This window comes from Cloacibacterium normanense (genome assembly GCF_003860565.1).
Taxonomy (GTDB): Bacteria; Bacteroidota; Bacteroidia; order Flavobacteriales; family Weeksellaceae; genus Cloacibacterium; species Cloacibacterium normanense.
This window is the reverse complement of sequence record NZ_CP034157.1, coordinates 1,632,838-1,645,535: the sequence shown is the minus strand read 5'-3', so window position 1 is coordinate 1,645,535 and position 12,698 is coordinate 1,632,838. Positions and strand designations below refer to the sequence as shown.

Annotated in this window: 14 protein-coding genes; 10 read left to right on the top strand and 4 right to left on the bottom strand. The window is 32.2% G+C overall.

Going from position 1 to position 12,698, the window contains the following annotated elements; translation table 11 throughout:
* Position 1: 1 nt before the first annotated feature.
* Both EB819_RS07620 and EB819_RS07615 read left to right on the top strand, forming a co-directional pair.
* Positions 2-781, top strand: coding sequence for a hypothetical protein (locus EB819_RS07620; protein WP_069797069.1), 780 nt, complete (start codon positions 2-4; stop codon positions 779-781).
* Complete coding sequence (locus EB819_RS07615; protein WP_069797068.1) at positions 744-1,385, top strand: P-loop NTPase family protein; 642 nt, start codon at positions 744-746, stop codon at positions 1,383-1,385. The genes EB819_RS07620 and EB819_RS07615 overlap by 38 nt, the downstream gene beginning before the upstream one ends.
* 286 nt (positions 1,386-1,671) lie before the next feature.
* Here the strand turns inward: EB819_RS07615 and EB819_RS07605 are convergent, their stop codons facing one another.
* The 3 genes from EB819_RS07605 to EB819_RS07595 all read right to left on the bottom strand — a co-directional run bounded on the left by EB819_RS07605 (position 1,672) and on the right by EB819_RS07595 (position 3,189).
* Positions 1,672-1,884 (bottom strand): hypothetical protein, encoded by a 213-nt coding sequence (locus EB819_RS07605; protein WP_069797067.1) that lies wholly within the window; start codon positions 1,882-1,884, stop codon positions 1,672-1,674.
* 121 nt (positions 1,885-2,005) lie between these two features.
* Positions 2,006-2,422 (bottom strand): DUF5675 family protein, encoded by a 417-nt coding sequence (locus EB819_RS07600; protein ID WP_069797066.1) that lies wholly within the window; start codon positions 2,420-2,422, stop codon positions 2,006-2,008.
* An 8-nt stretch (positions 2,423-2,430) separates the two neighbouring features.
* A complete protein-coding gene (locus EB819_RS07595; protein WP_069797065.1) occupies positions 2,431-3,189 on the bottom strand; it encodes a hypothetical protein in 759 nt (252 codons plus the stop codon).
* Positions 3,190-3,508: 319 nt separating this feature from the next.
* Between EB819_RS07595 and EB819_RS07590 the strand changes: the two genes are divergently transcribed.
* The 8 genes from EB819_RS07590 (at position 3,509) to EB819_RS07555 (ending at position 10,098) form a co-directional block, all read left to right on the top strand.
* Positions 3,509-3,712, top strand: coding sequence for a hypothetical protein (locus tag EB819_RS07590; protein WP_317126155.1), 204 nt, complete (start codon positions 3,509-3,511; stop codon positions 3,710-3,712).
* A 526-nt stretch (positions 3,713-4,238) separates the two neighbouring features.
* Positions 4,239-4,574, top strand: a complete 336-nt coding sequence (locus EB819_RS07585) for a LexA family protein (protein ID WP_124878714.1) — start codon at positions 4,239-4,241, stop codon at positions 4,572-4,574.
* 2 nt (positions 4,575-4,576) lie between these two features.
* A complete protein-coding gene (locus EB819_RS07580) occupies positions 4,577-5,065 on the top strand; it encodes a helix-turn-helix domain-containing protein (protein WP_069797063.1) in 489 nt (162 codons plus the stop codon).
* 12 nt (positions 5,066-5,077) lie between these two features.
* Positions 5,078-6,343 carry a Y-family DNA polymerase gene (locus tag EB819_RS07575; protein ID WP_069797062.1) on the top strand — a complete coding sequence of 422 codons (1,266 nt, stop codon included), beginning with the start codon at positions 5,078-5,080 and terminating at the stop codon, positions 6,341-6,343.
* A 352-nt stretch (positions 6,344-6,695) separates the two neighbouring features.
* Positions 6,696-7,898, top strand: coding sequence for a retropepsin-like aspartic protease (locus EB819_RS07570; RefSeq protein ID WP_069797061.1), 1,203 nt, complete (start codon positions 6,696-6,698; stop codon positions 7,896-7,898).
* 240 nt (positions 7,899-8,138) lie between these two features.
* On the top strand, positions 8,139-8,783 hold the full coding sequence (locus tag EB819_RS07565; protein ID WP_069797060.1) for a hypothetical protein: 645 nt from the start codon (positions 8,139-8,141) through the stop codon (positions 8,781-8,783).
* A gap of 212 nt (positions 8,784-8,995) precedes the next feature.
* On the top strand, positions 8,996-9,640 hold the full coding sequence (locus tag EB819_RS07560; protein WP_069797059.1) for an SOS response-associated peptidase: 645 nt from the start codon (positions 8,996-8,998) through the stop codon (positions 9,638-9,640).
* 119 nt (positions 9,641-9,759) lie between these two features.
* Complete coding sequence (locus EB819_RS07555) at positions 9,760-10,098, top strand: hypothetical protein (protein WP_069797058.1); 339 nt, start codon at positions 9,760-9,762, stop codon at positions 10,096-10,098.
* Positions 10,099-10,615: 517 nt separating this feature from the next.
* On the opposite strand, the gene EB819_RS07550 is transcribed toward EB819_RS07555, so the two are convergent.
* A complete protein-coding gene (locus EB819_RS07550; protein WP_069797057.1) occupies positions 10,616-12,340 on the bottom strand; it encodes a helix-turn-helix domain-containing protein in 1,725 nt (574 codons plus the stop codon).
* Positions 12,341-12,698: the final 358 nt, after the last annotated feature.

The window sequence follows — 12,698 nt, the reverse complement described above, 5'->3', positions numbered from 1 at the left end:
GATGAACTACATACGTCATTTAACTGGGTTTTATGAAAAAATAGGTCATGAAAACCGCCTCAATCCATCTCATATAAGTCTTTATCATGCCTTGTTTCAGTTCTGGAATGCAAACCGTTTTCGCAATCCAATAAGTATTTCTAGGAATGAGATGATGACTTTAAGTAAAATATCGGCTAAAGCGACTTACCATAAATGCATCAAAGAATTGCATGACTGGGGTTACATTCAGTATTTTCCTTCTTTTAATCCACTTAAAGGGAGTTTAGTTCATCTGTTTAGTTTTGATTCTAACAATGAGAGGTTCAATAAACAGTCAGCAGGTGAACAGCTAAATTCGTTTGACCAGACTATTAATCAGTCAGGTGCTGAACAAGCAATAGTACCTTATATAAACAATTCAAACAATTCAAATATTGAAAAGAATAAAATCAATAATCATATTTTACAATCAAACAAAAGTGAAAATAAATATGAAGAACGGCAATTAGTCATAAATGAGGATTCCACAATTCCACCTAATTATTTAATGGTAAAACAATTTTTTATTTCTAACAATTGTACCGAACAACATGCAAAGAGGTTTTTTAATCATTATCAATCATTAGGCTGGTTAATGGGAGGGAGAACTAGAATAATCAACTGGCAACCATTAGCCGAAAACTGGATATCTAAATTGAATGAAAATATTTTTAAGGAGAATTTTCAGAAAAATAAATCACCTTTTAATAATAAAGAAAATTATGAACCTGCCAACAAAAACTATAGAGACCCGCTATGATTATTATAAAGTAATCCCTTGGTTTATAAAAAATGCTTCAAAAATAATAGGTAGAGAATACGTAATTCCTTCATCTGAAAGAGCCATTGTATTTGCAATGTTGGCTTGGATGTTAAGAGATGATTTGGTTGCTGATGAAATGGGCTTTGATTTGAATAAAGGCATACTCCTTACCGGACCTATTGGATGTGGAAAAACTACTTTATTTAAAATTCTCAAAGAATGTAAATTGAATAAATCAGATTTTGAGGTTATATCTTCTCGTCAAGTGGTTTCTGAATTTTTGAAAGATGGGTTTGATATTATAGACAAGTACTCTTTTACAACTAATGGGAATAATCTAAGGAATATAAAAAGCTTTTGCTTTGACGACCTAGGTACAGAAAAAATCACAAAGTATTTCGGAAATGATTGTAATGTAATGGGCGAAATTTTATTGTCTAGATACGAATTGTTTAAACAGAAAAATACAATAACACATATTACCACGAATCTGTCTGCTAAAGAAATTGAAACTTTATATGGTAAACGTATTAGATCAAGAATGAGAGAAATGTTTAATCTCTTCGGATACGAAGAATCTTCTGAAGACAAAAGAAAATAAAAGAGGCTCCTTAATCTCAGGGAGCCTCTATACCGTTTCTAAGTTTGCCACAACTTATTTTTTTCGGTTTATTCTCTTAATACAATATTTTAACAATAAACTGATAGCAAAACTTGTTATTGCTCCAACCCCTGCCAAAATAATGGTCTTGATAATCTCATCCTTTTGGATATAAACAAAGATAGTCAATAAAGTTCCACATGCTGTACTAAGTTTTGTAGAGTTATCCACGTAATTCATTGCAAATCAGCATAAAATTAATGATGAGTTTGATGAAATAGATAACTTAGTCGTCTCGGTGAATGGCAGATTGGCTTACTGCGGAAGCAATTCCTCCTGCTACAGCCAGATATCCTCCAATACTTACCAGAAGACTAGGTAATGAAATGGGAGCTGTGGCAATAACTCCACCCACCGCGGTTAATGCTAAACCTATATTTCTTAACTTTCTAAAAAACTTAGGCGTGGGCTCTTGTAGTCTTTGAACTATTTTTTTCATAATGATTCAAAATTTTGAATGAAAATTCTACTTTCTAGATTCAGAAAATTTTACCCTTGGTGACTGAGCGAAGTCGAAGTCAGAGTTGGGGTAAAAAATTTCTGATACTAAATCCCATCCTTTATAAGTTTGGAACAGAATTTTCACTTTTAATGATAAGTTCTATTTTAAAACCACTTTCTAGATAGGGGAAAACTAATTTTTTAAGCTCCTCAAAAGCCTTTCTCGATTCATTTCCTCTACCTTCTCCTGTAATTTGTGTTACGGGAGCAATACATCCATTCAGTTCCTTTTGTGCGTGATTAGCTGGGTGAAAGAGAATGAACTTCCTGTTTTTTACATTCATAATCTCTATATGCCATTTAAATTTTGCACTGAAACGCTTTCGGATTTTGTATTTTCCCTCTGGAACACACGAAATTCGAGCCTGATTATTTCTCCAAGGCAATTCTATTGTTTTACAAATTTCTTTGCCTTCAAAGCTCAATGCGCCGTTCGTTCCTTCGGGAAAATACATCCTTTTTAATACAATTTCCATGTAAAGTTTTAAACAGGAGTGTCAACTTTTACAATAGATAAAGCATTATAAGCACCGTTTTTTAATGGATACTTCTCACCATTAACGTCTTGATAGAATTCTACTCCACACATTAAGAAGATAGGATGAGGTGAATTAGGGGTTAACTCATTATCCAAAATAAATTCTTGTGTTTCAGTATCATTCCATGCAATAATTCCTGATTCGTTGGTTTGAGTTTCAAAGGTGCCATTTTCGAAATCTACCGCAACCGCAGCAGAGAGAAGCTTGAAATGGGTGGTGCCACTTGGAGCTGCAATCATAACCGTTGGTACAAATGGAGGAATATTCACTTCACATAAACCACTAGTTCTGGTAATTTCTACTGTTTGCGGCGCATAGAGGGTATTCCCAAGCTTACCATTGATGTTGAAATCAAATCCTTTCAAGAGAACAGCTTCTCCGTCTATAACATTTCTTTGACCTCTAGGACTAGTTTGATCCATTTGGATAACTTTAATCATTTCTCTAGTAAGTCGGCTAACCATTCTAGAGTCTGAAGCCTTTTGTAGTAAAGGACGAATAGCGTTTCTCAAAATTTTCCCAGAGGTGCCTGCTCTTCCAAATTCAGAACCGTTTTCGCGAGTTCTTTGAAATGCGGGGTCTTTTTTGATTCTCTCTGCGGATACACCTCCTTTCTCTCTTACAAGATAACCATCTTTGGATTTGTAGAAATTAATCCCTGCAATGGTTCCGTTAATTTTAATAATACTTCCTTGTCTTGCCATTTTTTTTTACTTTTTAAAAGATTGATAATTCAGATGTTTGAGGTACATCTGTTCAAACCGCTGGTGAATTCACAAGGCAAAGATTGAGATTAAAAATATGCTGAACAAGAAACCCTGCCGAGACAGACGTTTTTTGCCGTTTTTACATTTTTTTACCTCAAATGCTATTTTTTTCAACATTATATAGGTAAAAATGTGACCGAATTGATTATATTTGTAAAGAACAATAGCAATATATTGTTTTCTTTTTTTGTCATTCTAAGACAAATGAGTAAGATGCCACAACTTATTCTTGTACAATAAATAATTGATTTAAAGTATGAAAATGAAACAAAAAAGACTGTGCATCTATCCTAAGGACATCGTCAAAATTACAGGGAAAAGTGAGAGATATGCCCGTAACTTGATCCAAAAAATCAAAGAAAAATTAAACAAAGAAGAACATCAATTTATCACCGTGGAAGAATTTTGCGCTTATGCAGGCTTTGAGCCCGAAAAAGTAAAAGAAGTTATGATTGATTAACGATAAATTAATAAGTTTTTTTGTAAAAAAACGTTTAATCTTAATGAAAATTAACCCTTGGTTACGTAGAAAAAAAAGAAAACATATTTTTTTAAATGTGCTTAAACTGTTATTTCATAAAAAAGAACAGGGGTCCTGATGGCGCTTATTTCTAATCCATGACTTTAAGTACAACACTTTTCATAATTAACAATTAACAATTTTCCACCCAGGTGACTGAGCGTCGTCGAAGTCAGGGCTGGGAAAAGAAAATTGTTTTCCTTCCTCGCTGGCTGAGCACAGACTGTAGGTCTGCGAACGCAGTTCACGAAGCCCGGTGACTGAGCTTGTCGAAGTCAAACCAAAACTTTTCCACACTCCCCAATTCATTTTGCTTTATTTTATACCTTTGAAAAATGAAATCCAAGATAAAACTTTTCAAACTTGAAAGCGATGAAAACATTGCTATCTCAGTCCTTCCAGCTAAGGTAAAAGCGGGTGGTTACGGCAGTTTTGAAAGTCCTGCTTTAGACTTCCCGAAGACACCATAGACTTGTTAAAGCTCTTAATCAAAGACAAAGAAACCACTTTCTTTGCAAAGGTAACAGGAGATTCCCTTATTGGGATTGGGGTATACAATGAAGATATTCTCATTGTTCAGAAAGGTCTTTTTCCTAGAGAAAATGATATTGTAGTAGTCTTTTATCAGGGAGAATTTTATGTAAAGAGGTACAAGCCAAAATACAAGGAAAACTCTCTAAGATTAGAAAAAATAAAACTCAAATCAGAAAACCCCAACTATTCTGATATGGACATCAGCGAAGATACAGACTTCGAGCTTTGGGGCGTTTCCACTTGGAACCTACATAAACTAAGAAAATAATCATGAACATCAAAAAAGACAATCTTTTGTATTTCTTTTCTGCTTTTGAAAAACTAAATGATAATAATAAATTATTATTTATACTAAAAATAGATTTTAAATACGAACATAAAACAGAAACTGAAGAACACATTGTAGAATTACAAAAAAAGTTTTCAGAAGTCAATGCGTATACATTGCAAGTATTAAATAGTGTCGGTAAAAAAGACACATCTAATGAATGGAAGGCCTTCAAAAATGAAATTTTTAAAAAGTATAATGCTTTAGAAAATAAATATGTTTTAGAAAAAGACATATATAAACTTGGCCCAAAACTTAAAAGTTACAGACTGACTTTAAATTATTCTTTGGAAGAGTTTTCCAAAAAATCTGAAATACCAATTTCTACAATAAAAAAGATTGAAAACGACGGAAGATTACTAGGCTTAAAAACTATGCAGAAGTATGTTAATTTAGGCTTAGGAAGGAAAGTAAAAATCGATTTTATTTAAAATAAAAAAATAATGTTTGGCTTAATCGATGGCAATAATTTCTATGCAAGTTGTGAAAGGGTTTTCCGTCCAGACTTGCGAAACAAGCCCGTTGTGGTATTATCCAACAACGATGGGTGCGCCATTGCACGTTCCAACGAAGCCAAAGCCTTGGGCATTAAAATGGGACAACCATACTTCCAGATTCAGCATCTTGAAAAAGAAGCAGGATTAACAGTTTTCTCAGCCAATTTTGTCTTATATGGCGATATTTCAAACCGGATAGTAAATATCTGCAGAAGATATTGCAAAGACATTGAAGTCTACAGTATTGATGAATCCTTTTTAGATTTTCACGGCTACGAACATATAGACTTGCAGCAGCATTGTCTCGAACTTAGAGAAAAAGTATTCAGAGGTTTAGATATTCCCACGAGTATCGGATTGGCACCTTCCAAAACCTTGGCAAAGGTGGCCAATAAAATTGCAAAAAAGTTCCCAGAAAGAACAAAGGGAGTCTACATGATAGACACACCAGAAAAGATTGAAAAAGCACTCAAATGGTTTCCTTTGGAAGACGTTTGGGGCATTGGCAGAAGATATTTCGAAAGATTTTCTAAAAGAGGGATAAAGACCGCTTGGGATTTTACCCAACTTCCCGAAGCTTTCGTCCAAAAAGAAATGGGAATCCTTGGTTTAAGAATGCATAGAGAATTACTTGGAATTCCACAATACGACCTTTCCGTTCCAAAACCCAAAAAAGGAATTGCTACCACCAGAACATTTGATAAAAGAACAGACGATTTAGAAACCTTGAAAGAAAGAGTTTCTACCTTCGCCTATAAATGCTCCGAGAAGCTGAGAGCTCAAAAATCATGTTGCAGATATGTTACGGTTTTCATCATGACAGACCGTTTCAAACAGGACTTGAAACAATACAGCAATTCCATCACCATCACCTTAACCAATCCTTCTAATTCAGCCATTGAAATTTCAAAGGCAGCACTTCAAGGACTGGAGAGAATTTACCTGCCTTATTTCCAATACAAAAAAGCGGGAGTAATGGTCACAGAATTCGTTCCTGAAACCGAGAGAATGACCTCATTATTTGATGAAGACCTCCACGCAAAACACCGCCCAATCATGCAGATAATTGACGTGATGAACAAAAGACTGGGAGACGACAAAATCAAACTCGGCTCCATGGACGTACAAAGAACTTGGAAAATGAACCAAAAGAACCTATCGCCACGCTACACCACAGACCTCCACCAAATCATCAAAGTCAAAGCAAAATAACACACTATCAGTTCCCCACTCTTAGAGAACTGGCCTCCAACTGTTCCAAAAACGCAATACTTAAAGTTCCCCTCTTTTAGAGGGGTGGCATTCCGAGAATCGGAATGACGGGGTGTCTTCTTCCAAAACTCAATGATTTTCATCAATTTCCATCAAAATTCTGACTTCCCGTATTTTTTATTCATAAAATTTGTTTATTTTTGATAAAAACAAATAAGCATAACTCAATATTACACCCAATCAAATACTTACAATTGTTTACAAACGAATATTTTGGTCTATATCAATAAATTAGTGTCTAATTGCGTATATTTATGAGTTAGCCGCAATATTGTCAAATACCGTGTATCAAATGAAAAGAACAATTTTACTACTAGTATTTTTTATCAATTTATCCTTTTATTTTGGTCAGAATTCAATTAACCTTAATCAAGGAACTATTGAACAAAAAAAATATTTTCAGACGTTAAAATATGAGAAATACAACGATAAACTAATTGTCAACACGTCTATTAATGGAAAATATTATAGATTTTTGTTTGATACAGGAGCCGCTTTTTCAGTATCAAAAAAATTATTTGAAGAAATTAAATTAACTAAAAAAGGAAGCGTATCAGTTCTTGATGCGTCAGGTAGAAAAGAAGAATTAATAGTTACTTCTTTACCCAAATTACAATTGGGAGAAATCACATTTCTTAATACGGAAGGATTTGTTTTACCCGAAACTGCTTCACAAATGTTTGACTGTTTTCAAATTGACGGAATTATTGGAAGCAATATGCTTCGAAATTCTGTTGTTCAGTTTGATGATGCGCAAAAACTAATCACTATAACTGATAATTCCAAAAATCTAAATTTAAAAAAAGTTCCTTTTCAGGAAATCAAACTTACACAGTCGCAAAGTAATCCAAGGATAACCCTAGTTTTGCAAAAAGGAAATGAGAAACTTGCCGATAATGTATTATTTGACAGTGGAGCAGATAAATTTTACGATATGTCTTATGAAGCATATAAATTTTTTAACTCGAAAAAGACTGTTATTGAAGTGATAAATGAAAGCAAAGGAACTTATGTTTGGGGAATTCACGGTTTTGACGATATTAAACCGCAAGCAATTGTAAATATTCCTTCCATTTTAGTGAATAATTACAAATTTGAGAATGTTAAAGTCCTTACAACTAGCGGTAATGAATCAAGAATAGGCTCGCAATTATTAAAATTTGGTAAAGCAACGATAGATTATGCAACTAAAAAGTTTTATTTCGAACCTACTTCAAAAATCGAAAATTTCAATGAGATATCTAAAAAACCTTGGGGTATTTCCCCTATTATTTCTGACAACAAATTAGTAGTTGGAATTATATGGGACAAATCGCTCGAAGAAAAAATTAATCTTGGCGACGAAATCTTAAAAGTAGATGAGATAAATTATGAAAATTTAAATTTGTGTGATTTGTTTAAAAGTAATGATAAAATCGAGACCCAAAAGTCCGTAGTGAAATTGAAAGATATTCACACTAATCAAATAAAAATTGTTGAAGTAAAGAGACTGTAAAAAAATACTGCGGCTAACCTGGGTTTTGCAAGATGCGAGGTTGAAGGAAATCTTAGAAAATTTGCAGGCAGTACCCACAAAAAGCTTTCCCATTTTTTATTTTTTTCGTAGTTTTAAAAAATGGAAAAAGTTTTTGCTAGAGTTTCGTCCTCTTCTCCACTTTCGGTTGCAGTAGCCCGCACCTCGCAAAGCCCCTTTCCGTTAGCAGAAATTTTGTGAAAAAATTACTTAATTACAGATATGGAATTGACAAACTTGATTTTTAACATATTAATTTTGGTAGGCATTATACTTATGCTTTACTTTCAATTTTATGTTCCATCATACTTGAAGAAAAAAGGTGAAAATTTGGCAACAAAAGAAGATATTGCACAGATTACAAAAGAAATCAAGGAGGTTGAAACCAAATTTAAAGTTCGGGAAAGTGGTGAAATTGATTACAATTCTTTAAAACGATCAAAAATTTTAGAATATTTCTCAGCAATAAACAATTGGCAAAGACTTATAACTGATTCTTCATCAGATTTTAGTGATAATTATGAAGTGAAAAATGAACTAACAATTAACAATATTAAAGAAGCTAAAACTAATTACAATTTTAAGGAGGGAGAAATAGAAATTTTCATTTCAGATTCAGAATTTTACCATTTAAGAAAAGATTTGTCCGTTAAAATTCTAATGCTTCAGCACGATTTTGAAAAACATTGTTTAAACATTTCTACAATCATAAAAACAGAATTGGATTTAACGCCTAGATATGAAAAATTGCTTATTGAACGTAAAAATTATCAAGAAGAAGTCGTGAAAAAACTTCGAGATTTAATGCCAAATAGAAATAAACTGATAGAATATATGGATAAATTAATAAAAGAAAGTCTAAAATAAAAAAAACTCCCCGCGCTACGAAGTCTCCCGACTTCGTAGCAGATAAATAAAAGCAAAACGCTAACTGTAAAAATGTTAGCGTTTTTTATAAACAAAACACCCTGGCTCTCAAAACTTTGCAACTTCATAGTTTTTCTCACCATTTCAAACTCCCAAACCCAAATATACATAGTGTGCAAAAATTCACTACTTTTGATTAAACCAAAATCACCATGTGCAACTACGTTAGAATAAAATCCACCCCTAGAGAACTTGAACAAGCCTATCAAGCGGAATACATTGGAGACGATTACACCAGAGACGACAAAATCAACGGTTTTGCCAATCCAAAATTACCAGTGATTTTAGACCACGATACAGACCATATCGTTGCAGCGCAGTGGGGTTTCCTCCCAACTTGGGCTAAGGATAGCGAATTCGCTAAGAAAACCCTCAATGCAAGAATGGAAGAAGTGCACCAGAAGCCAACCTATAAAAACTACACCAATAACCGTTGCCTAATTTTAGTCAATGCTTTCCACGAATGGAAATGGTTGGACGACAAAGGAAAAAGAAAAGACAACTACCTCATCAAAATTAAAGACCAGGAAATCTTTGCTATTGGTGGACTGTACAACATCTGGGTAAACCCAGCTACAGATGAAGAAATCCTTACCTGCACCATAGGAACCACGGAAGCCAATCCACTCATGGCAGAAATCCACAACACCAAACACAGAATGCCAATTCTATTAAACAACCAAATCGAATACCGTTGGCTAGATGATATCCCAGTAGAAGACTTTCTCTACCCAAACTACAATCCAGAACTTTCCGCTCAAAACCTCACTAATCTTGAAGTCAATTCCTTATTTTAAGGACAATTCAATTTTACAGAATTGTGAATAACTTTTTACATGAAGATAAAAATTTGTAAACCTATTTTCTTTCATTGATAATAATTCATTAATACATTTGAAAACAAAAAAAATAAATTATGATTAATAAAATTGATGAACATAGATTTATGAAACTTTTCGAATTTATTCAAGATTATTCTTATTTATTTGACTACTCAAATAAGGGATCCTCTCATATTTATATTCCAAGAGGGATAGATAAGAAATTTAAATTAGTTTATTATAAAAAGTATTCTGTGAATAAATTTTCCATAATTGATGAAAAAGATGAAAATGAAATTTTTTTAAAAAATATTTATACTCCAGAAATAGTATTTAGTAAAACAACTATATCCATAACAAATCAAAACGAAAAAGGAAGTTTTAAAGATTTTCCAGATTTAGAAAAAATGTTCTTTAATTTTTTTGAACCCTAAAATTTAATATATTTCTTTAATATTTATAATTTCATTTCTAAAGCCCATCCGCTTTGGAGTTTTTTATTCCAAATCTTTCACCCTCCTTTAGGAGGGGCTGGGGGAGGCCAAAAGTCAATTCTTCATTCTAATTAATTCTATTCTGAGAGCTTTAATTGAGTGATTTTAAGTATCTGATAAAGTTGCTTCTCAGGAACTTTCATAGAATTACATAGATTAGATTTTTTGTTCTTTTAGCTTGCTTTTCTTGTTATTAGTTTTTACCTCATCTGTTTCGGTTTTACAAATATGAAGTCATAATCTAAGTTTTTCAAGAAAAGCCTGCCGAAATTGATAAAAAACGAGATAAAATAGAGGAGGTATTGGGTGTGTTTTGAAAATTAAAATTCTGGAAATGAAGTAAATAACTGATGGTGTTTTTTGTCTCTAGCGCAATGAATTATTTTTCATCACCACATCACCACATCACTTCATCACTTCATCACTACTCACCACATCCAGAACCATTTCAGAAATTCTAGCGTTCCTCATTTAAAAGTTTTATGTAATAAGAAGGCAATGTTCCTGTAATCTTTTTAAAAGCATTGGTGAAAGTTTCAGAATTATTGAACCCAATTTCCTCAGAGATAGCAGCTATGGTATACTTTCTCATTTTTTCGTTCGTTTTAAGCTCTGAAACAATGTAGTTTATTCTGAGTTCATTTAAGTATTGAGTGAAATTTTTCCCTTTTAATTCATTGATTAACTTAGACAGATAATCTCTGTTCGTATCAAACTCTTTAGATAGTGAATCTAACGTGATGTTTTTTCTTAAAAAAGAATGATTTTTTTCGAAAATTTCTATTTTTTGGATGATATTTTGGAATTTAGGGTGAGAGGATATATGGTTTTTGTTCTCCTCTTCATCTTGTTTAGGCGCATTGAAGGGTTCATTTTCTGTAATGATTATTTTTCTGTGGTCAATTTTTTCAAGCAACTCCTTTGCATGCTTCTCATATTTTTTGATTTTTTTTCTATTTTCAATGATGATATAGATAAAAAGACCTGAACAAATAATTAAAAATAAAATGAACCATATATAAATTGAATTTCGGTTATTCAGAGTTTTTATGAGTCCTTCTTTTTCCTTTATCAGCAAAGCAGTATCATACTTTTTGAAAATTTCTTTGGAAAGATTTTTTTGTGTCTTTGCAATAGCGCTGTCGGCATAGATAAGTTGATTAATATATTTTAATTGATTTTTGATATCTCCTTTTTTCTTATAATAATCGATAATAATTTCATATCCATCTCTGCTTACAGGATTGTAATCTTGTATGGCATAAGAGATGGAATCAGATTGAATAAGATAACGGATAGCCTCATCTTCCTGATGAGATTCATGTTTCACTTTGCCAATAAAATAGTATAAAATGGAGAGATTAGAGTAATCTTTATTTTTTCTTAATAATCTTTCAGCAGATTGTAAGTAGCGTAATGACAAAGGCAAGTTTTTTAAATAGTAATTATTGATGCCTTTCAGCATGATGAGGTAATTGTATTGGGAGTAGATTTTGTACTTTTTACATTCCTTTATTCCTAATGCTATAAGTTCATTGCTTTTTCCATATTGCTCACATTTAGCATAAATATTGGCGAGTGAAAAAATAGAACCGATGTATGCTCCTTTATCTTCATGGCGAGTGCCTATTTTAGCTATCTGATACTCATGGTATTCTTTGAAAAGGGGTAAAGCTTCTTTATATTCTTCAGTTGCAGTTTTCAGTATGCCTATTAGTAATTTTATACGGTAGAAAAATTCTTGATCGTCTTTTGGACTGTATTTTAAAGCTATTGAATATTGATCTAAAGCGTCCTTATACTTCCCCTCATTGTTGTATAATATCCCTTTAATAATGTATGCATTAGAAGGATAATTTTTATAAGTTTTATTTTTTACCAGGGCAATGAGTGAGTCTGCATAGGGATGTCCGTTTTCTCCCTTTAGATTTTTTATTCTGGCAATTTTATAATACCCATCATAGAGCAAATCTTTATTGTTGTCTTTTTTTCCTTTGGAGAGAATTACATTCGCATAGAATTCAGCTTGTTCATTATCTATTTGATATGCATCTTGATAAGCATTGTATATATACTGAGTACTTTTATTCTTTAATGAATCGGGTATTTTAAATCCTTTTTTACTTTGAGAGAATAATAAAAAAGGACAGAGAAAAATTAAAATGAAATGAATTCTTTTCATACATGGTTATATCCTACAAAAATAGATATTTTATCAGTATTACAAATTCCTATTCAGTGATTTGAAGAGATAAATACTTTGAAGTAATAGGGTAAAAATATAGAAATTGATAAATTTCGGTAGATACAATTTTTTATTTTGCTTAAATCAGTTGACTTTTGTCTTACTAATATTAAAAAATGATTTTAAATAAAAATACCAGTACCTCAGATTTTTAATCCGTGACTTCCCACAAATCATATTATTTATTTAAATTAAATTTGTTAGAAACTAAAAAACAAGAACTCAAATTCAGAACTAAACACTTACCAATTATTAGATGATAAGAATTTTACAATTATTCTTCGTCTATTTGAGT

What these genes read in the sequence shown, in the direction of transcription:
- EB819_RS07620 (WP_069797069.1), top strand. Translation starts at nt 2, where the DNA reads ATGAACTACATACGTCATTTAACTGGGTTTTATGAAAAAATAGGTCAT.
- EB819_RS07615 (WP_069797068.1), top strand. Translation starts at nt 744, where the DNA reads ATGAACCTGCCAACAAAAACTATAGAGACCCGCTATGATTATTATAAA.
- EB819_RS07605 (WP_069797067.1), bottom strand. Translation starts at nt 1,884, where the DNA reads ATGAAAAAAATAGTTCAAAGACTACAAGAGCCCACGCCTAAGTTTTTT.
- EB819_RS07600 (WP_069797066.1), bottom strand. Translation starts at nt 2,422, where the DNA reads ATGGAAATTGTATTAAAAAGGATGTATTTTCCCGAAGGAACGAACGGC.
- EB819_RS07595 (WP_069797065.1), bottom strand. Translation starts at nt 3,189, where the DNA reads ATGGCAAGACAAGGAAGTATTATTAAAATTAACGGAACCATTGCAGGG.
- EB819_RS07590 (WP_317126155.1), top strand. Translation starts at nt 3,509, where the DNA reads ATGAAAATGAAACAAAAAAGACTGTGCATCTATCCTAAGGACATCGTC.
- EB819_RS07580 (WP_069797063.1), top strand. Translation starts at nt 4,577, where the DNA reads ATGAACATCAAAAAAGACAATCTTTTGTATTTCTTTTCTGCTTTTGAA.
- EB819_RS07575 (WP_069797062.1), top strand. Translation starts at nt 5,078, where the DNA reads ATGTTTGGCTTAATCGATGGCAATAATTTCTATGCAAGTTGTGAAAGG.
- EB819_RS07570 (WP_069797061.1), top strand. Translation starts at nt 6,696, where the DNA reads ATGAAAAGAACAATTTTACTACTAGTATTTTTTATCAATTTATCCTTT.
- EB819_RS07565 (WP_069797060.1), top strand. Translation starts at nt 8,139, where the DNA reads ATGGAATTGACAAACTTGATTTTTAACATATTAATTTTGGTAGGCATT.
- EB819_RS07560 (WP_069797059.1), top strand. Translation starts at nt 8,996, where the DNA reads ATGTGCAACTACGTTAGAATAAAATCCACCCCTAGAGAACTTGAACAA.
- EB819_RS07555 (WP_069797058.1), top strand. Translation starts at nt 9,760, where the DNA reads ATGATTAATAAAATTGATGAACATAGATTTATGAAACTTTTCGAATTT.
- EB819_RS07550 (WP_069797057.1), bottom strand. Translation starts at nt 12,340, where the DNA reads ATGAAAAGAATTCATTTCATTTTAATTTTTCTCTGTCCTTTTTTATTA.